The sequence below is a fragment of the Fictibacillus sp. KU28468 genome, assembly GCF_026153615.1.
GTDB classification, from domain to species: Bacteria; Bacillota; Bacilli; order Bacillales; family Fictibacillaceae; genus Fictibacillus_C; species Fictibacillus_C marinisediminis.
Genome location: NZ_CP110666.1, coordinates 2,626,754 through 2,651,053 on the forward strand (window position 1 = coordinate 2,626,754; position 24,300 = coordinate 2,651,053).

At 45.1% G+C, this 24,300-nt stretch carries 24 protein-coding genes and 1 other annotated feature; all 24 genes read right to left on the minus strand.

All coding sequences use genetic code 11. The features are described from left to right. Nucleotides 1-28: 28 nt before the first annotated feature. Entirely contained in the window at nucleotides 29-658 is a 630-nt protein-coding gene (gene pyrE / locus OKX00_RS13595) for an orotate phosphoribosyltransferase (protein ID WP_265407701.1), read from the minus strand. Further along, on the minus strand, nucleotides 639-1,364 hold the full coding sequence (gene pyrF, locus OKX00_RS13600) for an orotidine-5'-phosphate decarboxylase (RefSeq protein ID WP_265407702.1): 726 nt from the start codon (nucleotides 1,362-1,364) through the stop codon (nucleotides 639-641). The genes pyrE and pyrF overlap by 20 nt, the downstream gene beginning before the upstream one ends. Then, nucleotides 1,337-2,275, minus strand: a complete 939-nt coding sequence (locus tag OKX00_RS13605) for a dihydroorotate dehydrogenase (protein WP_062231669.1) — start codon at nucleotides 2,273-2,275, stop codon at nucleotides 1,337-1,339. The genes pyrF and OKX00_RS13605 overlap by 28 nt, the downstream gene beginning before the upstream one ends. Then, nucleotides 2,272-3,045, minus strand: coding sequence for a dihydroorotate dehydrogenase electron transfer subunit (locus OKX00_RS13610; protein ID WP_265407703.1), 774 nt, complete (start codon nucleotides 3,043-3,045; stop codon nucleotides 2,272-2,274). Before OKX00_RS13610 ends, OKX00_RS13605 begins: the two co-directional genes overlap by 4 nt. Continuing rightward, on the minus strand, nucleotides 3,042-6,245 hold the full coding sequence (carB, locus tag OKX00_RS13615) for a carbamoyl-phosphate synthase large subunit (protein WP_265407704.1): 3,204 nt from the start codon (nucleotides 6,243-6,245) through the stop codon (nucleotides 3,042-3,044). The genes OKX00_RS13610 and carB overlap by 4 nt, the downstream gene beginning before the upstream one ends. Further along, nucleotides 6,230-7,333 (minus strand): carbamoyl phosphate synthase small subunit, encoded by a 1,104-nt coding sequence (locus tag OKX00_RS13620; RefSeq protein WP_265407705.1) that lies wholly within the window; start codon nucleotides 7,331-7,333, stop codon nucleotides 6,230-6,232. Before OKX00_RS13620 ends, carB begins: the two co-directional genes overlap by 16 nt. Then, complete coding sequence (locus OKX00_RS13625; protein ID WP_265407706.1) at nucleotides 7,330-8,616, minus strand: dihydroorotase; 1,287 nt, start codon at nucleotides 8,614-8,616, stop codon at nucleotides 7,330-7,332. Before OKX00_RS13625 ends, OKX00_RS13620 begins: the two co-directional genes overlap by 4 nt. Continuing rightward, a complete protein-coding gene (locus OKX00_RS13630; protein WP_265407707.1) occupies nucleotides 8,591-9,517 on the minus strand; it encodes an aspartate carbamoyltransferase catalytic subunit in 927 nt (308 codons plus the stop codon). The genes OKX00_RS13625 and OKX00_RS13630 overlap by 26 nt, the downstream gene beginning before the upstream one ends. A 141-nt stretch (nucleotides 9,518-9,658) precedes the next feature. Then, the gene (locus tag OKX00_RS13635; protein ID WP_265407708.1) at nucleotides 9,659-11,011 is read right to left on the minus strand and encodes a solute carrier family 23 protein; all 1,353 of its coding nucleotides are present in this window, start codon (nucleotides 11,009-11,011) and stop codon (nucleotides 9,659-9,661) included. A 124-nt stretch (nucleotides 11,012-11,135) separates the two neighbouring features. Then, nucleotides 11,136-11,681: a bifunctional pyr operon transcriptional regulator/uracil phosphoribosyltransferase PyrR gene (pyrR, locus tag OKX00_RS13640; RefSeq protein WP_265407709.1), complete on the minus strand. Its 546-nt coding sequence runs from the start codon at nucleotides 11,679-11,681 to the stop codon at nucleotides 11,136-11,138. Between the two features lie 190 nt (nucleotides 11,682-11,871). Continuing rightward, nucleotides 11,872-12,789 (minus strand): RluA family pseudouridine synthase, encoded by a 918-nt coding sequence (locus tag OKX00_RS13645; RefSeq protein ID WP_053354559.1) that lies wholly within the window; start codon nucleotides 12,787-12,789, stop codon nucleotides 11,872-11,874. Beyond that, a complete protein-coding gene (lspA, locus tag OKX00_RS13650; protein ID WP_053354560.1) occupies nucleotides 12,770-13,252 on the minus strand; it encodes a signal peptidase II in 483 nt (160 codons plus the stop codon). Before lspA ends, OKX00_RS13645 begins: the two co-directional genes overlap by 20 nt. A 155-nt stretch (nucleotides 13,253-13,407) precedes the next feature. Next, nucleotides 13,408-14,169 carry a YqcI/YcgG family protein gene (locus tag OKX00_RS13655; protein ID WP_265407710.1) on the minus strand — a complete coding sequence of 254 codons (762 nt, stop codon included), beginning with the start codon at nucleotides 14,167-14,169 and terminating at the stop codon, nucleotides 13,408-13,410. A 145-nt stretch (nucleotides 14,170-14,314) separates the two neighbouring features. Continuing rightward, nucleotides 14,315-17,080: an isoleucine--tRNA ligase gene (gene ileS, locus OKX00_RS13660; RefSeq protein WP_265407711.1), complete on the minus strand. Its 2,766-nt coding sequence runs from the start codon at nucleotides 17,078-17,080 to the stop codon at nucleotides 14,315-14,317. Nucleotides 17,081-17,155: 75 nt separating this feature from the next. Beyond that, nucleotides 17,156-17,382: a binding site (T-box leader), on the minus strand. A 54-nt stretch (nucleotides 17,383-17,436) separates the two neighbouring features. Beyond that, nucleotides 17,437-17,934: a DivIVA domain-containing protein gene (locus tag OKX00_RS13665; RefSeq protein ID WP_053354563.1), complete on the minus strand. Its 498-nt coding sequence runs from the start codon at nucleotides 17,932-17,934 to the stop codon at nucleotides 17,437-17,439. A gap of 82 nt (nucleotides 17,935-18,016) precedes the next feature. Further along, nucleotides 18,017-18,790, minus strand: a complete 774-nt coding sequence (locus OKX00_RS13670; protein WP_062231652.1) for a YlmH family RNA-binding protein — start codon at nucleotides 18,788-18,790, stop codon at nucleotides 18,017-18,019. Nucleotides 18,791-18,806: 16 nt separating this feature from the next. Beyond that, complete coding sequence (locus OKX00_RS13675) at nucleotides 18,807-19,085, minus strand: YggT family protein (RefSeq protein WP_234293161.1); 279 nt, start codon at nucleotides 19,083-19,085, stop codon at nucleotides 18,807-18,809. A 20-nt stretch (nucleotides 19,086-19,105) separates the two neighbouring features. Then, the gene (locus OKX00_RS13680; RefSeq protein WP_062231650.1) at nucleotides 19,106-19,534 is read right to left on the minus strand and encodes a cell division protein SepF; all 429 of its coding nucleotides are present in this window, start codon (nucleotides 19,532-19,534) and stop codon (nucleotides 19,106-19,108) included. 12 nt (nucleotides 19,535-19,546) lie between these two features. After that, the gene (locus OKX00_RS13685; RefSeq protein ID WP_265407712.1) at nucleotides 19,547-20,224 is read right to left on the minus strand and encodes a YggS family pyridoxal phosphate-dependent enzyme; all 678 of its coding nucleotides are present in this window, start codon (nucleotides 20,222-20,224) and stop codon (nucleotides 19,547-19,549) included. After that, nucleotides 20,187-21,056 (minus strand): peptidoglycan editing factor PgeF, encoded by an 870-nt coding sequence (gene pgeF / locus OKX00_RS13690; RefSeq protein WP_265407713.1) that lies wholly within the window; start codon nucleotides 21,054-21,056, stop codon nucleotides 20,187-20,189. The genes OKX00_RS13685 and pgeF overlap by 38 nt, the downstream gene beginning before the upstream one ends. 104 nt (nucleotides 21,057-21,160) lie before the next feature. Next, entirely contained in the window at nucleotides 21,161-21,448 is a 288-nt protein-coding gene (locus OKX00_RS13695) for a YlmC/YmxH family sporulation protein (protein ID WP_053354569.1), read from the minus strand. Between the two features lie 89 nt (nucleotides 21,449-21,537). Continuing rightward, the gene (gene sigG, locus OKX00_RS13700) at nucleotides 21,538-22,320 is read right to left on the minus strand and encodes an RNA polymerase sporulation sigma factor SigG (protein ID WP_062231643.1); all 783 of its coding nucleotides are present in this window, start codon (nucleotides 22,318-22,320) and stop codon (nucleotides 21,538-21,540) included. 272 nt (nucleotides 22,321-22,592) lie between these two features. Further along, nucleotides 22,593-23,312: an RNA polymerase sporulation sigma factor SigE gene (gene sigE, locus OKX00_RS13705; RefSeq protein WP_053354571.1), complete on the minus strand. Its 720-nt coding sequence runs from the start codon at nucleotides 23,310-23,312 to the stop codon at nucleotides 22,593-22,595. A gap of 25 nt (nucleotides 23,313-23,337) precedes the next feature. Then, on the minus strand, nucleotides 23,338-24,264 hold the full coding sequence (gene spoIIGA, locus OKX00_RS13710) for a sigma-E processing peptidase SpoIIGA (protein WP_265407714.1): 927 nt from the start codon (nucleotides 24,262-24,264) through the stop codon (nucleotides 23,338-23,340). Between the last annotated feature and the right edge of the window lie 36 nt (nucleotides 24,265-24,300).

Sequence of the window (24,300 nt, forward strand, 5' to 3'; positions counted from 1 at the left end):
AATCAGAAGCGCTCCTTCCATTCTCCCGCTATGCGTTTTGAAGCCAGTTCTCCGGATTTTCTTTCCAAGAGAGCAAATACGAGAGATCATCTTGAGAAATATAGCCTTCCACAGAGGCTGTTTCTATTAATGTACTAAAATCGGTGAGAGTTTGCACGTTTATGTTGTTGGCTGCCAGATTATCCGCCCCTTTGGCAAGTTCGTAAGAAAAGACCGCAACAACTCCAAGTACATTGCAGCCTGCTTCCCTAAGTGCCTGAACGGCAGTAATGACGCTCCCTCCAGTTGAAACCAGATCTTCGACCACTACCACGTTCATTCCGGCTTCCGCTTTCCCTTCGATCTGTTTGCCTTTTCCGTGAGACTTTGCACTGCTCCTCACATAGCTCATCGGAAGGTCAAGACGGTCTGCAAGCAGTGCCGCATGCGGAATCCCGGCTGTTGCTGTTCCCGCGATCATGTTCGTTTCCGGAAAATGCTCTAGAACAAGGTTCTTCAATCCTTCTGCGATCTCATTGCGCACGTTTGGATAGGAGAGTGTCAGGCGGTTGTCGCAATAGATAGGAGATTTCATTCCAGATGACCAAGTATACGGATGTTCCACCGAAAGTGTAACGGCTTCAATGGAAAGCAGGTCTTTAGCGATTTGTTGTTTCATGTAAAATCCCCCATTCTTTTTCGATATTTACGTATGTTTGCAATGGATCAAGAGACCCGGTAATGCTTCTTCCCACCACAATGTAATCAGATCCTAGCTCTTTGGCTACTGCAGGGTCAGCGGTTCTCTTCTGATCGTTCTTATCATCATCTTTAAGCCTGATCCCGGGAGTTACGGTTAGAAATGCTTGTCCGCAGACCCTCTTGATGTATGGCACCTCAAGCGGTGAACAGACCACGCCATCAAGCCCGCTTTCTTTCGCAAGCTTTGCATAATGGCTGACCGCCCACTCCATGGATTCGCCGATCAGCAATTCATCCTTGAGCATCTGTGACGATGTACTGGTTAACTGGGTCACCGCGATGCAGAGAGGACGCTTTTCTGGACCTGCTACAGCTTCCAGCCCTTCGATGGCACCTCTCATCATTTCTCGCCCCCCTGCTGCATGAACGTTTACCATATCGACTCCGAGAGCGGCAATTCGTTCCATCGCTTTTCGGACCGTTGTCGGAATATCATGAAGCTTTAAATCAAGAAAGATCCGGAACTTTTTTTCTTTCAGATAAGAGACCAGTTGAGGTCCCTCTCCATAGAACAGCTCCATCCCAACTTTTACCCAGGCCTCTTGTCCTTCAAATGGTTCAATAAACGCTTCTACTTCTTTTTTACCCGGAAAATCTAGCGCGATAATGACGGGACTTCGCATTCCCTCCAGCTCCCTCCGATTATTTCTCTGATATGGCTGACGTTCATTTTCTCAAGCAATTCCGGCAATTGTGAGATAATATCCGGGCAGATGAACGGATCTACAAAGTTCGCCGTTCCGACCGCGACTGCAGAAGCACCGGCCAGCATGAATTCGATCACATCCTCCGCACAGCTGACGCCTCCCATTCCAATGATCGGGATGGATACCGCCTGGCTCACCTCATGGATCATGCGGATCGCCACTGGCTTGATCGCTGGTCCTGACAACCCGCCAGTTTTATTGGCTAAAATCGGTTTTCGTGTTTTCAAATCGATTCTCATACCTAAAAGCGTGTTGATCATGGAAAGACCATCCGCCCCAGCTTCCTCTACCGCTATTGCCATCTCGGCAATATTTGCAACGTTTGGAGACAATTTAACATACACCGGCTTGGACGAGACGGCTTTCACTCTTTTTGTCAGTGCGGCTGCTGTTCTCGCATCCGTTCCAAACTGAATGCCGCCTTCTTTTACGTTCGGACATGATATATTCAGCTCCAAAACAGAGACTTGAGGATGGCTGGACATCTTCTCTGCGGCTTCACAGTAATCTTCTTCTGTTGATCCAGCGATATTGGCAACGATCGGAAGGTCATACGATTTAAGAAAAGGCAGTTCTTTTTCCATGATTTGATCCACACCAGGATTCTGCAATCCTATCGCGTTGAGCATCCCGCTATGGGTTTCGGCCACCCTTGGTGTAGGATTGCCGAACCTCGCTTCAACGGTGGCTGCCTTAATGGCAGCAGCCCCAAGGACTGACAGATCATAAAATCCTGCATATTCACGGCCGAATCCAAAACATCCTGAAGCAGGCATGATCGGATTCTTCATTTTTAAACCTGGCAGACTTACCTCAAGACGTTTCATAATACCACCTCACCAATCGGGAATACCGGACCATTGCTGCATACTTTCACATAGTCTGAGGGAAGCCCTCCATTCACATGGCAAACACAGGCGAAACAAGCTCCGATTCCGCATCCCATCCGTTCTTCTAAAGAGAAGTAACCATCAGCTGAAGGCACCTGCTGTTCCAAAGCTTTTAGCATGACAGTGGGTCCGCACGAAAACAGCAGGTCATAATGTAAATCTTTGTTTTTTATCACATTTGTTACAAACCCTTTAGTCCCTTGAGATCCATCCACCGTTGAAACATATGCTTCTCCTAGCTCGGCGAATTTCTCACTGTAAAATCCGTCTTCTGCAGATTGGAATCCAAGTACGGATATCACATTGATTCCTTGGCTGCGCAGTTTTTTTGCCAGATAGTACAAGGGAGGCACACCGATACCCCCGCCGACAAGCAGCGCTGTCTGTCCTTGGGAGAGCTTGTCCAGAGGAAACCCGTTTCCTAACGGTCCGAGAAGGTCGATTTTCTCGCCCTCCTTTTTTTGGCTGAGCAAAGCGGTACCCGTGCCCTCTTTGCGGTAAAGCATCGTCAGGGTCCGGCTATCCAGGTCCACATCACAGATAGAAATCGGCCTTCTGAGCAAAGGCTGAAATGTGTCAGTGACTCGTATGTGGACAAACTGGCCGGGAGAAGTCATTTCCTTAACAACATTTCCCTGTACTATCAGTTCAAAAATGTGACGAGCAATCTCCTTCTGAGAAACTACTTCTACCAGTTCCTTTTTCATATGAGAACACGATCCTTTTCAAAAGCTGGCATTTGTCTGGCTGTAAAGGTCAAGGACTCAAGGACACCAAGCAAGGCTTCTGCAGTATCAAGACTTGTTAAACACACCACTCCGTTTTCGGACGATTCTCTTCGTATGCGGAATCCATCGCGTGCAGGAACTTTTCCTTTCGTCAGCGTGTTGACCACAAATTGCGCTTCGCCCTGGCGGATCACATCAAGCAGGTTTCTTTCCTTGCTTCCGATCTTGTGAACAACCGTCACAGGGATCTGCTGCTCTTGCAAATAGTTCGCTGTTCCTTCTGTCGCCATGATCGTATAGCCGATTTCGTAGAAACGCTTCATCAAGCGGAGCGCTTCTGGTTTGTCTTTATCTGCTACGGTGAACAGTACAGATCCATATGTCGGCATTTTCATTCCTGAAGCCACAAGTCCTTTATATAGCGCCTTTTGCAGCGTGGTATCTCTTCCCATCACTTCTCCAGTGGACTTCATCTCCGGACTTAAGTACGTATCCACCCGGCGCATTTTGGCAAAAGAAAACACGGGTACTTTAACGAAAACTTCTTCTTTTTCTGGAGCATATCCTGTTTCGTAGCCCAGTTCTTTCAGTGGTGTTCCAAGAATCACTTTGGTTGCCAGGTTGGCCATCGGAATACCTGTAATCTTGCTCAAGAAAGGTACTGTTCGGCTTGATCTTGGATTGACTTCCAATACATAGACCTCTTCGCCATGCAGCACGAACTGGATGTTAAGAAGTCCGATGATTCCGAGGCCTCTTGCCATTGAGATCGTACGTTCGATAATTTTATCTTTCTGTTCAGGCGTCAATCGCTGAGGCGGATAGACGGCAATGGAGTCACCAGAGTGAACGCCCGCACGTTCGATGTGCTCCATTATTCCTGGAATGAATACATCATCTCCATCGGATATCGCGTCAACTTCTACTTCTTTGCCCTCAAGGTAACGGTCGATCAAGACAGGATGTTCAGGATTTACTCTCACCGCATTCTCCATGTATTGAAGAAGTTCTTTTTCTTTATAGACGATCTCCATCGCTCTGCCTCCCAGAACGTAGGACGGCCTAACGAGGACCGGATAGCCGATTCTCTCTGCAATAACCTGTGCTTCTTTGACAGAAAACGCTGTTTCTCCTTCCGGCTGAGGAATGTTCAATTCTTTCATCGCCTGTTCAAACCGGTCTCTGTCTTCTGCTCTATCCATGTTGTCAAGTGAGGTTCCAAGGATGGCTACCCCTCGCTCATGCAAAGCATCCGCAAGATTGATGGCCGTCTGCCCGCCAAACTGGACAATCACTCCCTTTGGATTTTCTTGATCGATGACATGCATCACGTCTTCTACGGTTAACGGTTCAAAATAAAGCTTATCCGATGTACTGAAGTCTGTGGACACTGTTTCTGGATTGTTATTGATGATGATCGCTTCATAGCCGGCTTCTTTGATCGCCCAGACTGTGTGCACGGTCGCATAGTCGAATTCGATGCCCTGACCGATCCGGATCGGTCCGGAACCGAGAACAAGGACGCTTTCTCTTTCTGTTCGTAACGATTCATTTTCTTCACCGTATGTTCCATAGTAATATGGCGTTTCAGACTCAAACTCTGCCGCACATGTGTCTACCATCTTGTACACAGGCTTGATATCCTTCTTCATTCTAAGTTCATAGATTTCTTTCTCAGGCATGTTCCAGGCTTTCGCCAGCCATACATCGCTGAAGCCCTTTTCTTTTGCGGCACGCAGCAATCCTAAATCACCAACTTTGTTAAGCACTTTCTGCTCAAGGTCAATGATTCCTTTGATCTTTTCAAGGAAGAAAACATCGATCTTCGTCAGCTCCCAAATGTCCCTTACCGTCATTCCGATTCTGAAACCTTGCGCGATATGGTATAAACGCTCATCGTCTGCGCTGACCAGTACTGGGATCAATTCTTCTCTTGTCTGCTTCGGATTGCTGATTTCAAGATGATAGCATTTTGTTTCAAGCGAGCGGACCGCCTTCAGCAATGACTCTTCCAAATTCCTTCCGATCGCCATCACTTCTCCCGTTGCTTTCATCTGGGTACCGAGCTTTCGGTTTGCTCCTTCAAATTTATCAAACGGCCATCTCGGAATCTTTGTTACGATGTAATCTAGTGCCGGTTCAAAACTTGCGTAAGTGGAGCCTGTGACCGGGTTTTTGATCTCATCCAGTCTGTAGCCGACAGCAATTTTAGCTGCGATCTTGGCAATGGGATAACCTGTTGCTTTTGAGGCTAGCGCAGACGACCGGCTTACCCTTGGATTTACTTCAATAATGTAATAGTTGCTGCTGTCAGGATCGAGAGCAAGCTGGACATTGCATCCTCCCTCTATCTTTAATGCCTGAATAATCTTGAGAGAAGCGTTTCTTAAAAGCTGGTAATCTCTGTCGCTCAGCGTCTGGCTTGGTGCAACTACGATTGAATCCCCGGTATGGATGCCGACAGGATCGATGTTTTCCATGTTGCAGACAACGATGGATGTGTCGTTGCTGTCACGCATCACTTCATACTCAATTTCTTTGAATCCGGCAATGCTCTTTTCAAGCAAGACCTGGTGTACAGGGCTGGCAAGCAAGCCGCTCGTTACGATTTCTTTCAGTTCCTCTTCATCACTGGCAATTCCCCCGCCTGTCCCACCGAGGGTGAAAGCTGGGCGAATGATCACGGGATAGCCGATTTCTGCCGTAAATGCTGCTGCCTCTTCATACGTACGGATAATCTCGCTATCCGGCACCGGTTCGTTCAGTTCATTCATCAGCCCTCTGAAAAGTTCACGATCTTCTGCCTGTTGAATGCTTGAAAGTGTTGTTCCAAGCAGTTCCACATTGCATTCTTCAAGAATGCCGCTCTCTGACAATTCCACAGCAAGGTTTAAGCCTGTCTGTCCGCCAAGTGTGGCTAAAAGTCCATCTGGGCGTTCCTGGCGGATAATCCGGCTGACAAACGGAACCGTAAGCGGCTCTATGAAAACTTTGTCTGCCATCGAGGTATCGGTCATGATGGTCGCCGGATTGGAGTTGACAAGGATAACTTCATAGCCTTCTTCTTTTAACGCCTGGCAAGCCTGTGTACCGGCATAATCAAACTCTGCAGCTTGTCCAATGACGATCGGACCTGATCCGATCACAAGTATTTTTTTAATGTCTAAGCGTTTAGGCATATTTCTTTCCCCTCTTCCTTGGTAGTTTTCATCATGTTCATGAACTTTTCAAACAGCGGATTGGCATCCATAGGACCTGGAGAGGCTTCTGGATGGTATTGCACTGAAAATGCGGGTTTTACTTTGTGTCCCAATCCTTCGACAGTTCCGTCATTGACAGCGGTATGCGTTAATCTAAGCTCCGTTCCGGCAAGGGTTTCGGGGCTGACTGTATACCCGTGGTTCTGTGCCGTCATTGTTATTTTTCCTGTCTGTAGGTCTTTTACAGGATGGTTTGAGCCGCGATGGCCAAATTTCAGTTTTTCTGTATTTGCCCCCATTGCCAGCGCGAACAGCTGGTGGCCTAAGCAGATCCCAAACAGCGGGATTTCTTCTTCCAGAATGCTGGTGATCATATGAAGGGCTTCCGGCACATCCTTAGGGTCTCCAGGGCCATTGCTTAAAAGAATACCGTCTGGATTCAGCAGTAAGATCTCCTTTGCTGTTGTATTGTAGGGAACCACAACCACATCGCAGCTGCGCTGTGACAGTTCTCTTAAGATCCCGCTTTTTGCCCCATAATCCACTACGACGACCCTTCGACCTGTGTTTGGGAGATGATAAGGTGTTTTCGTAGAAACAGATTGAACATGGTCCGTTTTAAGCGGCGCAGATTTAAGCTCTTCTACGATGGCAGCTATATCAGCCTCAGCTGAAGCAATCTTGCCTTTCAGCGTTCCATGTTTCCGGATTAAACGAGTTAGCTTTCTTGTATCGATTCCCATTAGGCCCGGTATATTTTTTGCTTTTAACAGTTCGTCAAGCGTCCCGAGGGACTGATAGTGGCTGGGCATTGAACACGCTTCGTTGACGATCAGTCCGTGAACAGCAGGTGAGATGGATTCAAAGTCCTGGCGGTTAACGCCGTAGTTTCCGATCATCGGGTATGTCAGTGTCACGATTTGTCCGCAATAGGAAGGGTCGGACAAGATCTCCTGATAGCCCGTCATCCCTGTATTAAAGACAACTTCGCCTTCCTGATCGATTGCACTTCCAAATCCTTCTCCGTGAAATACGGTACCGTCTTCTAAAACCAGAATCCGTTTCATGCGTTTACACTCTCCTTTTCATACTTAAAGCTGCCTTCTACAATCGTAAGTACGGGCCATCCTTTGCAGCTCCAACCTGCAAACGGTGTATTCTTTCCTTTTGAAACAAAGTTTTCAGGATCTATTTTTTCTTCATGATTTAAGTCGATCACCGTCAGGTCCGCCTCCGCTCCAATCTCCAATCTTCCGTAAGGAAGATTGAACGAATCAGCTGGCTTCCGCGTAAACCCGTCAACCAGTTCCTGCAGGGTCAAAACTCCCTTTTGAACAAGATTGGTGTATAGAAGCGGGAAGGCTGTTTCCAGACCAACGATACCGAAAGGAGCAAGTTCCATTCCCTGGTCTTTCTCATCTTTGCTATGAGGCGCATGATCAGTCGCCAGAAAATCAATAACCCCGGATTTATAGGCTTCAATCAGCGCTTTTCTGTCTTCATTTCCTCTCAGCGGAGGATTCATCTTATAATTCGTGTCTAATCCTGGTATATCTTCATCACACAATAGCAAGTGATGCGGAGTTACTTCAGCTGTTACTTTGATTCCTGCAGCCTTCGCATCTTTTATCACACGAACAGACTCTTTCGTACTCACATGGCAGACGTGATAGCGGGCTCCAGCTGCCTCTGCCAGAAGAACATCCCTGGCAATTTGAACCGCTTCGCATACGGAAGGGATTCCATTTAGTCCATGTTTTTCTGCAAAATCTCCTTTATGTACCGATCCTTTATGGATCAGTGTGTTCTCTTCACAGTGAGCAACGATAACCGCATCGCTCTGTTTAGCCAGCCTCATCGCCTGAAGCATCATGTCCGCCGACTGGACACCTACTCCATCATCTGTAAAGGCAAACGCACCTTTGTTTTTTAACGCTTCAAAATCAGTAAGTTCCTTGCCTGCCTGCCTGGTTGTGATCGAAGCATATGGAAGGATACGAACGGAAGCTGTCTCTTTGATCTTTTCATTCACCCATTGAAGCTGTGCAGCGTTGTCAGGCACCGGTTTAGTGTTCGGCATGGCGGCAACTGTCGTAAATCCTCCTCTTGCAGCTGCTTTTGTTCCTGTTTCAATCGTTTCTTTATGTTCTCCGCCAGGCTCCCGCAAATGGACATGTAGATCGATAAGTCCCGGAGTAACCAGGTTCCCTGACACGTCAATCACCTTATGGCCTTCTTCAGGCAGTGACTCGCCCAGATCTGCTATTTTTGTATCCTCGATTAAAATGTCCTGTACTTTTAAACCATTTGTCCCAGTCAGTACTTTACCACCCTTTAACAAGATGCCCATTCTTTGTTTCCTCCTTTGAATTGGTTTCCAGAGCCCATTTAAGAACCGCCATTCTGACAAAAACTCCATTGTTCATCTGCTTAAAAATTCTTGAACGATCACATTCCACAAGTTCGTCGGCAATCTCTACTCCCCGGTTTACAGGGGCGGGATGCATTATGATGGCATGGTCTTTCATTCTTTTTTCCCGTTTAACGGTCAATCCGTACTTTTCGTGATACTGATCAGCCGTCATGCTGCTCTTGTTATCATGGCGTTCGTGCTGAATCCGCAGCAGCATGAGTACATCTGCTGTTTCAACCGCTTCATCCATCGTAAGATAGCCATTCTCACCCAGTTCACTGTCATACCATTCTCTCGGTCCTGAAAAATAAACTTTTGCGCCTAGACGAACTAGAATTTCCGCATTGGATTTCGCAACACGGCTATGCCTGATGTCACCGACGATAACTACCTTTAACCCCTGCAGGACGATGAATTCCTGCTGGATGGTGAGCAAGTCAAGCAATGACTGGGTAGGATGGTTTCCGCATCCGTCACCTGCATTGATGATCGGAATTCCTACTCTGCCGGCCAGTTCATCAAAATACCGGTCTTTACGGTGCCGGATAACTGCGGCAGCCGCACCGATTTCTTCAAGTGTTCTGACCGTATCGTAAAGAGTTTCCCCTTTTTGGGTGCTCGAGAAGGCGCAGTCAAGGTTTAATACATCCAGTCCTAATTTCCGTTCGGCTGCTTCAAAGCTCATTCTCGTTCTCGTGCTCGGTTCAAAAAACAGGTTGGCTGTGAACGTCTGGCCTTCCGGCTGCCATCGCTCTCCTTTGGCAAACGCGTGTGCATCATGCAGGATCTGTTCGATCTCTAGAACTGACAGATCTTTCATCGTGAGTAAATTTTTCATAGTATCAGCTCCTTTTGAATTTTTCCTAAAAAAACACCCTGACGTTTTCTTGTCAGGGTGCAGCCAGATTTGAAGAAGCGTATACGCTCTTCAAACTGGTTCACCCTTCTAAGCCTCTCGGACTCATTTAAAAGGTGTTCATTATGCAGCTGGGTCGTTTTCAGATACTCCGAACATCTTATTCAGTAGTTCAGAATCATCTTCTCGTCCTGGAAGGACAAGATTTAAGAACACACCGATCAAAGTGGCCAGCGCCATGCCGGTGATCTGCAGAGTTTCACTAAATTGGAGGACCGCTCCCCCGATCCCTGTAACAAGGATGACGGAAGAGATGATCAGGTTTCGTTTGTTTCCAAAATCAATTTGATTATCAATCAGCATCCTGAGCCCCGATGAAGCAATGATCCCAAAGAGAAGGATGGAAACACCGCCCATGACCGGTGTTGGTACAGAGCTGATAAGTGCAGTGACCTTTCCTGAAAACCCGAAGCAGATGGCCGTCACTGCCGCTCCCCCGATAACGAAAACGGAGAACACTCTCGTGATGGCCAAGACTCCTATGTTTTCACCATATGTGGTCACTGGGGGTCCACCTATGAAAGAACCGATCATTACCCCGATGCCGTCACCGAGGATGGAGCGATGCAGACCTGGTTTTTCTAAAAAGTTTCGGCCGACAACCTTGCTCAGTACAAGCTGATGCCCGATATGCTCGGCGATTGTAACTGTAGCCACCGGCATCATGATAAATGCGATCGACCAGGAAAAATGCGGTGTGTAGGATACAAACGGAAACATGAAGTCTGGTGCATCGATGAGACTAGCTTGCTTTACTTTCGACAAATCCACCATCCCCCTCGCAAAGGCAAAGAGATATCCGGCGATGATACCGATCAGGATGGGAATGATTCCAAAGATTCCTTTTAAATACATCGAGCAAATGATCGTGACAGCCAGTGTGAACAAAGCGACTGAAAAGTAGGACAAGCTATACTCGTTTGTATGTGGATTGTTCATTGCCATTTTAACTGCTGTATTGGCGAGCCCCAGTCCAATAACGATAATGACAGGACCGACTACAACGGGGGGCATAATTCTCATCAGCCATTTCAGCCCGCTTGTTTTAATGATCAAAGCTACTGCTCCGTAAACAAGCCCGGCAAGAAAGCTTCCGACCATCGCGGCTTCAGGTCCGCCCAGCATTTTAACGGTAATGATTGGAGTGATGAACGCAAAGGATGAACCAAGGTAAGCGGGAATCTGGCCTTTTGTCACAAGCAAGTAAGCCAATGTTGCCAAACCGCTTGAGACCAGTGCGACCCCTGGATCCAGTTTAACCAGGAATGGTACAAGAACCGTAGCACCGAACATGGCAAAAAGGTGCTGCAGGCTTAACGTCAGCCATTGGTGAATTTTCGGTACTTCACGCACATCCAGTATGGCATGGCGTGTTTCCTGTTGATCTGTAATTTCAATATTTCTGTTTTTATCCATAAAAAATACCTCCGTTGCAAGTGAAGGAGGTTGTGCTGAATACACAGGTCTGCCTATTTGTGCAGCCTGTCTATCCATACCTCCCTTGCTAGTCTCTCTGGACTCGATTTAAAGGGACAGTGCGCTATTTATTGTTTTCGTGGATGGATACTTCATCAGCTCCATCGACCTCTGCTAAGGAAACAGAAATGATTTCATTATTTGATGTTGGTACATTCTTGCCGACATAATCAGCCCTTATCGGCAGTTCGCGGTGGCCTCTGTCGATGAGGACAGCCAGCTGGATCGAAGCAGGGCGGCCGATGTCCATGACGGCGTCCATCGCCGCTCTTACCGTTCTGCCTGTGAACAGAACATCATCCACCAATATTACTTTTTTATTGGCAATATCCACAGGAATATCCGTTCCTTTTAATTCAGGTTCAAGATTCTCGGTCTTTACTTTAAGGTCGTCACGGTAAAGGGTGATATCGATGTCTCCCACCTTGACTGGTTTCCCCTCAATGTTCTGAATTCGTTCTGCAAGGCGCTTCGCCAAATATTCACCTCTTGTTTTAATGCCTACCAGGACCACATTTTCAATTCCTTTGTTCCGTTCAATGATCTCATGAGCAATCCTTGTCAGTGCCCGGCGGATCGCCTGATCATCCATAATGACTGCCTTTTGCATGACTTGTCACCTTCTTTTTCGTTCGTTAATGCTTATCCTTTAAGCGGCCCATAAAAAAAGTCCCCTCACCGTATGGGCGAGAGGACTTAGTTAGGCCTGCAGCCTAAATCCGTTTTCCTTCTCAGCCTCACGGGACTGTTGTTAAAGGACTATTCATTTGACCTTATTATTACAGAAAGGGAGGACGCTGTCAACCCATTTTCCGTCGAAGATTGTCGAGCAGCTGTTCCATATCTTCTGGAAGAGGAACTTCAAATTCCATATATTCCTTTGTGCGAGGATGTTCAAAACCGATCAAACCTGCATGGAGGGCTTGTCCATTGATATCAAGCGTCTTTTTGGGGCCATATTTCGGATCTCCTGCAAGAGGAAAACCGATATATTTCAGATGCACACGAATCTGGTGTGTTCTGCCTGTTTCCAGCTGGCATTCAACAAATGTGAAATCATTGAACTTTTCCAGAACATTAAAATGGGTTACCGCGTCTCTGCTGTTTTCATCCGTAACCGTCATCTTTTGGCGGTCACTTTTATCACGCCCGATCGGTGCATCAATGGTTCCCTTGTCGTGAGGCATGACGCCATGAACAATGGCTTTGTATTTCCGTGTCGTAGTCTTTGCTTTTAGCTGGCTCACTAATGATTCATGGGCCATATCATTTTTAGCAACCATCAAAAGACCCGTGGTATCTTTGTCAATACGATGGACGATGCCAGGCCGAAGAACTCCGTTTATACCTGATAAATCCTTGCAATGAGCCATGAGACCATTAACGAGAGTACCTGAATAATTTCCAGGAGCCGGATGAACCACCATTCCTCTTGGCTTATTCACGACTAGCACGTCGGAATCCTCATAGACAATATCAAGATTCAATTCTTCTGCTTCAACATCCAAGATTGTCGGTTCGGGAATCGTGATGGAGATAATATCCCCTGCACTGCATTTGTAATTGGTCTTGACCGTTTTGCCGTTGACCGTTACCATGCCGTCCTTCACCCAATTTTGGACTTGAGACCGCGACCAGTCTGATTCAATGGAAGTTACCACCTTATCAATTCGCTCAGACTGTTGTTCTTCCTCTATTTTAACCTCGATGTGCTCCATTCATGTTCTCCTTCTTATTCTTGCTTTCCATTAATGTTTGAATAAAAATTAGTATGACACCAATAACCAGTGCGGAATCGGCCACATTGAATATCGGATAGTTATAGTTCGATATCTTGACGTCCAGGAAGTCAACGACCTCTTTCCTGATGATACGGTCTAAAAAGTTCCCGGTTGCTCCCCCGAGCACAAGACCAAGCGCTGTTCGCAGCAACGGCTGATGTTTAGCGTGCTTCTGCATATAATAGATGACCGCAGCGATAACAGCGATCGTAATGATGACAAAAAACCACATCTGATTTTGCAGAATACCGAAGGCAGCTCCTCTGTTCCGATGTGAGGTTATGTAAAAAACATTTTCTATGACCGTAATACTTTGTCCATAATGCATGTTTTTAACGATCCACCATTTTGTCACCTGGTCGAGACCAAGCACCAAAAGTGCTAGAAGATAATAGTACACTTTGTTTCCTCCGATTCCTAAGTTTATACTTTCAAATTTTAGCACAGGCTGAAGGCCAAGCACAATCCAAAGCCTAAATTATTTAGCTTATCATCGCCATAAGCATCAGTATGCAGAAAAAAGCAGGTACTACCTGCTTTTTCAGCTACTCACACTCATGTATCTCTTTTTGCTTCTGAACTTTGCTTCCATAGATGATGAAACGGACAGGACGAGGCTGCCGTCTCATCATCCCTTAAATAATATTGTTTCCATTCTTTATTTTCGGCATCTCCATACTTTTTTAATTCAGGGTGGATTGGGGCAGTATCATAGGTTGACAGTCGATCCCTGATCCATTCAGACATCTTTTCTGCCTTTCTCTTGTCTTCATTGAAACAGGAAAGCACCCACCTCGGTGTAAGAGCGAGCATAAAAAAGGGAAAGTAACGGCTGTACCTTTTCACATGTGCGGGTGTTCCGCAAAATACGAAATATTGTTCCAATCCATAACAAAACTCCCAGGTAGCATCCTCTGGATCATTTGAAATATGTGCCGGCCAAGGTTTTTTGTCAAGCGATGAAGTTCTTTTCATCAAGTCCCAAAAAACTTCTTCGTACGTATTTACCGTTTGAAACTCTTCAGGATGAGCCGGATCATTATTAAAGAAAACAACAAGAGCCGAATAAAGGCCGGTTTCACGGGAGCACTTTCCATATGAATCCAGCAGTTCTGCAAAGGCTTCAGAAGCTTCCCTGCTTTCTGGATGGGGTGCGAAACCATAACGGATATGGCCGAGCTGATACCCCTGAATGGCGGGAATGCAGGGAAATTTAAGTTCATGATTCGTCATCTTGCTATGAAAAGCATGGAATGCATTCCTTTTCCAATCGTCAAGCAGTACAGATGCACTCTCCTTGTCATATAACCGTTCCATACTCAGCCTCCTTGCTTTTACAATATTTCAAAGCAAGTGGTTAGGTGAATGTCCATACAAAAAGCAAAAATAGCCTAAAAAAAGCCGTCCTCCTCAAGCCGCAATGATTGCGTCGTCAGAAAGACAGCTATTCTTTATTCACGATTTAGTTTTCATAATTTTTAGTTACAATCTCTGCACACGATGCACAAAGTGTAGGGTGTTTTTCATCAGAACCAACTTCTGGTGTTACAACCCAGCAGCGCTCACACGTTTCGCCTTCAGCAGGCTTAACAGAAACCGCCAAGTGATCATATTTTACTGCCCTTTCAGGAGCATCATCTCTAAAACCGCCAATCACTGCCTCTGAAACAATAAACAGTTTATTAAGGTCCTCTACATTTTCAAGCCAGCTCTTCACATTTTCTGCAGGATACAGGGTGATAGACGCTGTAAGGGACTTCCCGATTACTTTAGCATTTCTTGCTTCCTCAAGTGCTTTTAATACTTCATCACGAAGATCCATAAACAGATCCCAGTCTTTCATCAATTGGTCTTCACCAGGATAAGTGACAGAGTCCGGCATGGTTGTTAATTGAACACTTTCCTCTGTAACACCAGGAATGTAGCTCCAAACTTCGTCGGCCGTGTGGGCCAGAATTGGAGCTGTCAATTTTGTGATCGCCATCAGTGCTTCATAAAGTACGGTCTGTATGCTTCTGCGTTTAATATCGTCCTCTGACTGAATGTAGAGAGTATCCTTAGCAATATCAAGGTAGAATGATGACAGATCGATGGTACAGAAATTATGGATCGCGTTATAAACAGACAGGAACTGGTACTCATCATAAGATTTCTTTACCCGGTCGATCAGTTTATTGAGTTTAACGAGCATGTACTGATCGATCTTGCCAAGTTTTTCAAAAGGAACAGCGTTTACTTTCGGATCAAACCCATTAAGGTTTCCAAGCAAGAAGCGCAGTGTATTACGGATTTTGCGGTAAACTTCAGCTACTTGTTTCAAAATATCATCGGACACTCTGACATCTGCCTGATAGTCCACAGAAGATACCCATAGGCGGATAATGTCAGCGCCAAGCTGGTTCATGACTTTTATTGGATCCATTACGTTGCCGATGGACTTACTCATTTTTCTTCCTTCACCATCAAGAACAAAACCATGGCTAAGAACCGATTTGTACGGTGCCTTGCCTGTGATCGCTACTGATGTGGAAAGAGATGAGTTAAACCATCCGCGGTACTGGTCAGAACCTTCCAGATAGAGATCAGCCGGACGGCTTAGATCTTCGCGTTCTTCAAGAACACTCCAGTGAGAAGATCCAGAATCAAACCATACGTCCATGATGTCTGTTTCTTTAGAGAACCTGCCGTTCGGACTGTGATCAGACGTGAATCCTTCAGGAAGCAGTTCTTTTGCATCTCGTTCGAACCAAATATTCGATCCGTGTTCACGGAACAGTTTTACAACATGCGCGATTGTTTCTTCCGTCATGATCGGTTCACCGTTTTCTGCATAGAACACCGGAATAGGAACTCCCCATGCACGCTGTCTTGAAATACACCAGTCTTCACGGTCTTTGATCATGTTAAACAGTCTTGTTTCGCCCCAGTTAGGAATCCAGTTCACTTCTTTAATAGCGTCCAGCATCTCTTCACGCATTCCTTTAATAGAAGCGAACCATTGAGCAGTAGCCCTGAAGATTACCGGTTTTTTCGTTCTCCAGTCATGCGGGTATGAGTGGGTGATGAAGGACAGCTTTAAGAGCGCGCCAGCCTCCTCCAGCTTCTGTGTGATTGGCTTGTTAGCTTCATCATAAAACATGCCTTCAAATCCAGGAGCTTCACTTGTCATAACACCACGGTCATCGACTGGGCAGAGCACTTCTAGTCCGTATTTTTTACCGACAAGGAAGTCATCTTCCCCGTGTCCGGGTGCTGTATGGACACACCCAGTACCTGCATCAGTCGTGACATGGTCACCGAGCATGACGAGGGATTCACGATCATAAAGAGGATGCTGTGCAACAACATGTTCAAGATCTTTACCTTTTACGGTTTTGGAAACCGTCACATTCGTCCATTCTAATTCTTTTTCCAGCTGCTCGACTAGCGCCTGTGCCACTAGAAGCTTTCTCCCCTCTGCCTCAACAACGACATAGTCAAGATCAGGATGAACGGAAATACCGAGGTTTGCCGGAATGGTCCATGGTGTCGTGGTCCAGATGACGATGCTTACGTCTTGATCAAGTACGTCTTTTCCGTCTTTCACCGGGAACGCAACATAGATAGATGCTGAACGTTTGTCATAATATTCGATCTCTGCTTCTGCTAATGCAGATTCAGATGATGGAGACCAATAAACAGGCTTCAATCCTTTGTAGATGAATCCCCTTTTCACCATTTCGCCAAATACTTCGATCTGACGGGCTTCATACGCTTTGTTCAGGGTGATGTACGGATTCTCCCAATCTCCGCGTACTCCCAGTCGTTTAAACTGATTCCGCTGGCGATCCACTTGTGTCAGAGCATATTCTTCACACCGTTTACGGAATTTTGCAACCGACATCTCTTTTCTTTTTACTTTTCCGCTCTTGGTTAAGGCGGTTTCAATTGGAAGGCCATGTGTATCCCAGCCAGGAACGTATGGTGCATGATAGCCTGTCATGGATTTATAACGGACGATCATATCTTTTAAGATCTTATTCTCTGCATGCCCTACATGGATATCTCCATTGGCATAAGGAGGCCCGTCATGAAGAATGAAGGAAGGTCGCCCTTTCGTATGTTCCTGCACTTTATTGTAAATATTCAGATCTTCCCATTTGGCTTGAACTTCCGGTTCACGCTGAGGAAGATTGCCCCGCATCGGAAATTCTGTTTTAGGCATTAATAACGTGTCTTTGTAATTCATATTTTTCCTCCTACATCTATCGAAAAAATCATTTCCAACTGCTCACATGCATACAAAAAGGCCTTCTCGTCACTGTGAAGGGACGAGAAGGCCACCCGCGGTACCACCCTAATAGGTTTCAAAATGAAAGAAACCCGCTTTGCAATCGTATCGTGAAAGAACGCCAGGCTTACTTAGTGCAGGTTCAGCCTGGAAACTCCGGGGTGATCTTCTGTACAGTCCATTTACCGGTCTTCCACCATCACCAGCTCGCTTACTTGAAAAATGGATTCTCTACATACTTTCCCTTTCATCGTTGCCGAAATATAATAATCTTTAAAGAATTATATGCTTAGGACGAAAAAACGTCAAGCGTTCTATTTCATCTCCAGTTCGTATTCTTCACCACGTTCTGCAGGCTGAAGAGCATCCCAATCCTCATTCTTCAGCATTTCCAGCTGAGCTTCGATGAGCATGCGGAAACGGGTGCGATAAACAGAAGACTGCTTTTTCAATTCTTCGATCTCCATCGCGATTTTTCGGGATTTAGCCAGCGATTCATTGATAATTCGGTCCGCGTTCTTTTCCGCTTCCTTTACGATCAGCCTTGCTTCTTTTGTTGCGCTTCGTTTAACTTCCTCGCCTGTTTCCTGAGCAACAAGAATAGATTTGTTCAATGTTTCTTCAATGTTTTTAAAATAGGAAAGCTTCTCTTCAAGCTTTTCTACGGTTTCTTCCAATTCTCTTCTTTCGCGGATCACTGATTCATAATCTTTAATTACTTGATCAAGAAAATCGTTGACCTCATCTTCATTATAACCCCGAAATCCCCGGGTAAACTCTTTATTATGAATATCCAATGGTGTTAAAGGCATTTCCGCCACCTCCGCTAATGATGCTTTCTATTAATTACCTAGTTTCGACAATTGTAATGCCATTCCTTCTAAACTGTATAATTTATTGTAAAACTCCGTACCTTACCCGCCATCTGTCTTTCTTTGTCTTACCTTCCACAGCGATCAGTTTGCTCCTGCCGTATCCTCTTAAAGATAAATAATCTCCAGGTTCAACTGGGAAAGACACTTCTTCAGTAACCCTCCAATTGACCTTTGCTTTCGACCCTTGAATGAGAGGGCTGACTTTTGACCGAGAAAGCCCATAGATCTCAGAGAGAACCACGTCAAGCCGCAATGAAGAAACTGTTCCTTCTTTCATTTCATAAATCTCGTCTGATTCAATGAGATCATTTTCAGACACTTCTTTCAGCTTAACACTCGCTTTTCCGATCCGCTCTAAGTTAAGGCAGACGTAGTCGCTCACATCGCCTGCAACAACGATCTGCATCCTGTCCTTGTTTTGAAGGATATCACCAAACTTTCCTCTCTTCATTCCAAGGTTCATCAGAGAGCCGAGAACGTCTCGATGCTCCATCGTTACAAACTTTGCTGGATAGTGAATTTCCAATACAGAAACTTCAAAATCCTTTTTCTCGGGTACAAAATAAGAAGGATAGATTAATGCTCTCTTTCTCTCAGAAAAAGAAGAGCCTCCCCAGAACGCCAGGGAAGCCTCCGAGCCTTTTCCAATCATGCTTTCAGCGATATCCTGCTCTCTTGGATCAAGAAAATCAGTCAGTTTAACAGAATACCGTTCCTCAGCTTCAGCCTTCCACTGCAGCACTTGATCAATAAAGGGATATTCTTCTTTACGAAAATGCTGATATATGTTCATCTATGCTCCTCTGCCTTTAGGCCAGGTATTGGCCAATCCAGTAAATGACCATTTTCACACCAGCTTGTGCAAACGATAATGCAAATAATGCGACGATCGGAGAAATATCAATCATGCCAAGCGGCGGGATGATTCTCCTGAACGGCGCCAAGTATGGCTCCACGATTCTGGCAATAAATTGGCCGATGGAAGATTCCCTTGCATTCGGGAACCATGACATTAATATGTACGCTATGACTATATATCGATAGATAGTGAAAAGTTCGCTAACAAAGTTCCCAATCTGATATACCAAAGAAAGCCACCGTCCTCGTATTATTCGCCTTCCAGCATTTCCGAAATCGATCCGGAAATATCTACGTTTTCCGGTGTGCACAAAAATGTGTTAGGACCTAATTTTTGTATATCTCCACCTATCGCATAAACGGTTCCGCTTAAAAAGTCGACGATCCGTTTTGCCTGATCATGTGGAATGCGCTGCAGGTTCATGACAACCGCACGCCTGTTTTTTAATTGATCGGCAATGTCCTGTGCTTCCGCGTATACTCTCGGTTCAACAAGGACCACCTTGGATTGCTGATGAATACTTTGCAGGCTGACGACGTTCTGCTTGTTTTTCTTTGTTTGAGCAGGAGGATATTCACTCTCCACAGCCTCTGCACCATCCTCTTCAACTACCTCTTCATATACATATTCATCTTCTTCAAGGTCAAAAAAGCGCTTGAATTTGTTCTTTATGCTCATGATTGGCACCTCCTAAAATTCTTTGCCGACCAGGCTGGTCCCAATTCTGACGAACGTTGCTCCTTCCTGGACAGCTATTTCATAATCATTAGACATTCCCATGGAAAGCTCAGTGCATGGCGCAAATTCGTAATGCTTCGCCTGTATGTCATTTTGCAGCTGTTTAAGTGTTGAAAAAACAGAACGAAGGGTTTCCTCATCTTCTGTATGAGGAGCCATGGTCATCAGCCCTACGATCCGGATGTTTGGAAACTCTTTCATATTATCGACATATGATAGAGTTTTTTCAGCCGACAACCCATGTTTTGTTTCTTCTCCGGAGACATTGACTTGAACAAAACAATTGATGACACGGTCTGCCCTCTTATCGATCTCCTTAGCAAGCGAAAGCCTGTCCAATGAATGAATATAGTCAACGTAAGGGAGAACTTCCTTAACTTTTCTGGACTGAAGAGAACCAATAAAATGCCACGTCACATCATCACCAAGAACCTCATACTTTTCCTTTAGGCCTTCCGGACGGTTTTCACCAATGTGCTCAACGCCAGATTTCACTGCATCCACAGCCGTTTCAGTACTCACATATTTCGTCACGGCAATAATTTTAACGTCCTCTGGCTTTCTGTTTTTTTTCTTGCAAGCTTCAGAAATATTAGTTTGGATGACTGAAAGATTTTGCTGGATATTCACGTTCTGCTCCTTTCAAACGCCCGATATAGCTCATGATCCTGCCGGTTTTTCCAAGTTCCTTGCGATGAGAAAAAAATTGTTCATTATTGCAGCTGGTGCAATAAGAAGTTTCAACAATATTTTCCTCTTTCATGCCTGCCTGAATCAGGATCCTCTTATTTACTTCCCGCAAATCCAGCAAATAATGCGTCTCGTCTATCTGACGGTATGGAAAATTTGCTGTATCAGCCGGAAGCGCCTTGTTGACTTGCTTGATAACAAATTCATCTACCTCATAACAGCAGCATCCGATCGATGGGCCGATTGCTGCAATGATGTCATCGGGCCTGACACCTTCAGCCTTCACCCATTCATCCACCATGTTTGCTCCGATCTTGCCGACTGTACCTTTCCAGCCTGCATGGGCAAGCCCGACAAGTTTGCTTTGGGGACTCAAAAAGAAAAGCGGCACACAGTCAGCGTAAAGTGAGGTTAGTAGCAGGTCTTCTTCTGATGTATATATTCCATCGGTGCCTTTAATCGCGCTTGCCAGATCTTTTGCGCCCTTTCCAGCATCCTCATGCGTAACTTTTTTTATGACTGCCTGATGCACCTGCTCAGTTCCGACCCAGTGGTCTAAAGCAGCTCCAATGGAAACACTTGCGCTCTGCCGGTTTTTTAGAACATCCTCCGGGTTGTCCCCGACATGGAATCCTAAATTCAATGATTCATATGGATGCTTGCTAAAACCATTACGCCGTGACGTGATGCCTGCTGTTAATCCGGCATGCTGGTTCATCCAGTCAGCCAGTTTAAACATGCTGCCTTGTTGTACAAATGGTTCAGCTCTCAAAACCGCACACTTCCTTCTGTGAAAAGTATTATCAAATTGAGACGGATATTGGGTTATTATGCTATTTATTTTATCACAGATGAGTCTTGAGCGTATAATGCTATTTACTTTTTCAGCTGATCAAAAGGTTCTTTAATATATTCTCCTGAATCCTGAGCGTCCATATAGCGGACAAGAATGACATCTGTCCCGATCTTTACGATATTTCTCCATGGAATGACAATATCACTTTCTCTTGCAAAAAAGCCGAGCATTTTTCCTGGCCCCGGTATGATCAGTGATTCTATCTTTCCCGTGCTTAAATTAATCTCCAGATCAGCGATATGTCCAAGTTTTTTGCCGTTCGCAACATTTACTACGTCCTTGACCTGAAAGTCAGAAATCTTCATCATCGTATCCCCGCCCTTCTTTTAATAACTATATGAGCGAGCTTGTAAAATCATGTACAGCAAACAACCCGCTTTATCAGCGGGTTGTCTTTTTAGCTGCTCTGTATATTTTTGTTCATCTGTGAGATGGCCGCTTTTTCCAGACGCGAGACCTGGGCTTGTGAGATTCCAATCTCATCGGCGACCTCCATCTGCGTTTTGCCTTGAAAAAATCTCATCGTCAGAATCATTTTTTCTCTTTCATTAAGGCGCCTCATTGCTTCTTTCAGGGCAATTTCTTCAATCCACTGAAAATCTTTAGCCTTATCATCACTTATCTGATCCATTACGTAGATCGGATCGCCGCCGTCATTATAAATAGGTTCAAAAAGAGAAACGGGGTCCTGTATGGCATCCAGTGCAAATACCACTTCTTCTTTAGGAACCTCCAGCACTTCAGCGATCTGCTGTGCCGTTGGTTCCCTTGAAAGCTTATTCATAAGCTGGTCTCTTACCTGTAACGCTTTGTAAGCGATATCCCTTAGTGAACGGGATACCCGGATGGGGTTGTTGTCCCGCAAATATCTTCTGATCTCTCCAATAATCATAGGTACTGCATACGTGGAAAATTTTACATTTTGACCAAGGTCAAAATTATCGATGGATTTCATTAGGCCAATACAGCCGACCTGAAATAAATCATCAACAAACTCCCCGCGGTTGTTAAATCTCTGGATAACGCTGAGAACTAAGCGCAGGTTGCCGTTTACTAACGTTTCGCGTGCAGTAGGATCCCCGTTCTGCATCTTTGTGAACAATTCACGCATTTCGGGATTTTTTAATACTGGAAGCTTAGACGTGTCTACTCCGCAGATCTCTACTTTGTTTCGGGTCAATGGATTTCCCTCCTACCGGGAGTTTTTTGTCAAAGTCAGTATTTCCCTGGCAGGAATTTTTATGCAGTAGCTTCTTCTTAAGGAAGTAAAGCAGGATGCCGGAAATCATGCGGCAGTATAGCTTAATTGACTGGAAATTATTTTCAAAATAAGCAGAAGGGTATAAGCCAGCTGTTCCCCCCTGCTATAGGAGAAAAGACTTGAGGGTTTCAACCATCTGTATGCGATGCCAAATTTCAAAGCCAAATAAAAAAAGAGGCTGCTGCCTCCAATTAGACCATTTTATTAAATTCCTTTTGCAGCCGTTTAATAATTCTCTTCTCCAATCTTGAGATATAGGACTGAGATATCCCGAGCATATCAGCCACATCTTTCTGGGTCTTTTCTTCCCCTCCAGATAGTCCAAATCTAAGCTCCATGATCTGTTTCTCCCTGTCATTTAACGTAAATAAAGCCTTCAAAAGCAATTTCCGATCGACATTCGCCTCTAATCGGCGTGTAATAATATCCTCTTCTGTCCCGAGGACATCTGATAATAAGAGTTCATTTCCATCCCAGTCAACATTCAGCGGTTCATCAAAAGAAACTTCTGATCGTGTTTTGTTATTTCTGCGCAAATACATAAGGATTTCATTTTCAATGCATCGGGATGCATATGTAGCCAGTTTTATTTTCTTTTCAGGATTGAACGTGTTTACCGCTTTGATCAGTCCGATCGTACCAATACTGATTAAATCCTCTATATTGATCCCGGTATTCTCAAATTTTCTTGCAATGTAGACGACCAGCCTTAAATTCCTTTCGATGAGCAATGATTTAGCAGCCTTATCGCCGGATGGCAGCTTTTCAAGGAGTACAGCTTCTTCCTCCTTGCTCAGCGGCGGCGGAAGCGCCTCATGGCCGCCTATATAATGAATTTCCTCCGTTTTGATCCCAAGCTTAATTAACAGTTTGTACCAAAGAAGTGTCAGTTTCAGACGAAGCTTTCTCAATTTGCCATTCTCCCCTCTCCTTATTCTATGAGGCTGCTATGCTCTCGATACCTTTCGACATGACTTCTGGATGCACAATGCAGGTAAACGCATTTTCACTTGATAATGCTGTATATGTTAACCCGATAAGAACTCTCGAACATGTAAAGTTCCCCTGTTTGCTTTTGATTACGACTTCATCCGGCTTGATGGCCGGGAGAAATTCACTGTCTTTCCCCACAGCACGAAATGGAATAATCCGCAGACGTGATTCCCATGAATGCCCCGAGGCACCAAATTCGTTAAATGACTCCATATCTTTAGAAAACGCTATGATTTCCGGTGGAAGGTGTTCTTCGTGGATATTCAAGTCAAGGATCATTACAGGCACCTTGGTGATGGGGTCATGCAGTTTATTTCCGCTGTCAATCAGCCCGGCAGCTTGTATGCATGTATCCTCAATTCTGATTTCCACCTCCACCAATTCTGTATAATGGAGTTTCTGCACTTTAATGTCATCCACTCTTCTTTTGGAAAACAGCCATACTGCCGGAAAGCCGATACAGACAAACGCCCAGCTTAAAAGATCACCCTTTCCTGTACTCTTGGTCGCCAATACACCATGCATGATCGTTAAATCTGTCTGTAAGAAATAATGTGCCGCAAAAAGCCCCCCTCCTGTGACAAACGTTACAAAATAAAACATCCCAACATTTTTAGCGAAGTATGAAAATTTTTGAAAACCAAATGACACGAACATGATGATCAAGGAAAAAACAAATTTGATGAGCGGATGATACATGCTGATATCCGTAGGAATGAAAAGCAGCAAAACATACGAAGATCCGATGAAAGAACCCGCAGCCAGTCTCCATTTTTGCATTTTGCGTTTTAACACCATTCCGGTTAAAACAATCAGCAGAAAATCAATGCAAAAATTAAGAAACCAAATGACATCCAGATAAAGTGTCATTTGTTTTCTCCTTTCTTAAGAGTTGAAACAAGTATA

Excerpts from the sequence above, each read along its gene's own strand:
- pyrE (WP_265407701.1), bottom strand. The coding sequence starts at position 658 with ATGAAACAACAAATCGCTAAAGACCTGCTTTCCATTGAAGCCGTTACA.
- pyrF (WP_265407702.1), bottom strand. The coding sequence starts at position 1,364 with ATGCGAAGTCCCGTCATTATCGCGCTAGATTTTCCGGGTAAAAAAGAA.
- OKX00_RS13605 (WP_062231669.1), bottom strand. The coding sequence starts at position 2,275 with ATGAAACGTCTTGAGGTAAGTCTGCCAGGTTTAAAAATGAAGAATCCG.
- OKX00_RS13610 (WP_265407703.1), bottom strand. The coding sequence starts at position 3,045 with ATGAAAAAGGAACTGGTAGAAGTAGTTTCTCAGAAGGAGATTGCTCGT.
- carB (WP_265407704.1), bottom strand. The coding sequence starts at position 6,245 with ATGCCTAAACGCTTAGACATTAAAAAAATACTTGTGATCGGATCAGGT.
- OKX00_RS13620 (WP_265407705.1), bottom strand. The coding sequence starts at position 7,333 with ATGAAACGGATTCTGGTTTTAGAAGACGGTACCGTATTTCACGGAGAA.
- OKX00_RS13625 (WP_265407706.1), bottom strand. The coding sequence starts at position 8,616 with ATGGGCATCTTGTTAAAGGGTGGTAAAGTACTGACTGGGACAAATGGT.
- OKX00_RS13630 (WP_265407707.1), bottom strand. The coding sequence starts at position 9,517 with ATGAAAAATTTACTCACGATGAAAGATCTGTCAGTTCTAGAGATCGAA.
- OKX00_RS13635 (WP_265407708.1), bottom strand. The coding sequence starts at position 11,011 with ATGGATAAAAACAGAAATATTGAAATTACAGATCAACAGGAAACACGC.
- pyrR (WP_265407709.1), bottom strand. The coding sequence starts at position 11,681 with ATGCAAAAGGCAGTCATTATGGATGATCAGGCGATCCGCCGGGCACTG.
- OKX00_RS13645 (WP_053354559.1), bottom strand. The coding sequence starts at position 12,789 with ATGGAGCACATCGAGGTTAAAATAGAGGAAGAACAACAGTCTGAGCGA.
- OKX00_RS13655 (WP_265407710.1), bottom strand. The coding sequence starts at position 14,169 with ATGGAACGGTTATATGACAAGGAGAGTGCATCTGTACTGCTTGACGAT.
- ileS (WP_265407711.1), bottom strand. The coding sequence starts at position 17,080 with ATGAATTACAAAGACACGTTATTAATGCCTAAAACAGAATTTCCGATG.
- OKX00_RS13665 (WP_053354563.1), bottom strand. The coding sequence starts at position 17,934 with ATGCCTTTAACACCATTGGATATTCATAATAAAGAGTTTACCCGGGGA.
- OKX00_RS13670 (WP_062231652.1), bottom strand. The coding sequence starts at position 18,790 with ATGAACATATATCAGCATTTTCGTAAAGAAGAATATCCCTTTATTGAT.
- OKX00_RS13680 (WP_062231650.1), bottom strand. The coding sequence starts at position 19,534 with ATGAGCATAAAGAACAAATTCAAGCGCTTTTTTGACCTTGAAGAAGAT.
- OKX00_RS13695 (WP_053354569.1), bottom strand. The coding sequence starts at position 21,448 with ATGATGAAGATTTCTGACTTTCAGGTCAAGGACGTAGTAAATGTTGCG.
- spoIIGA (WP_265407714.1), bottom strand. The coding sequence starts at position 24,264 with ATGACACTTTATCTGGATGTCATTTGGTTTCTTAATTTTTGCATTGAT.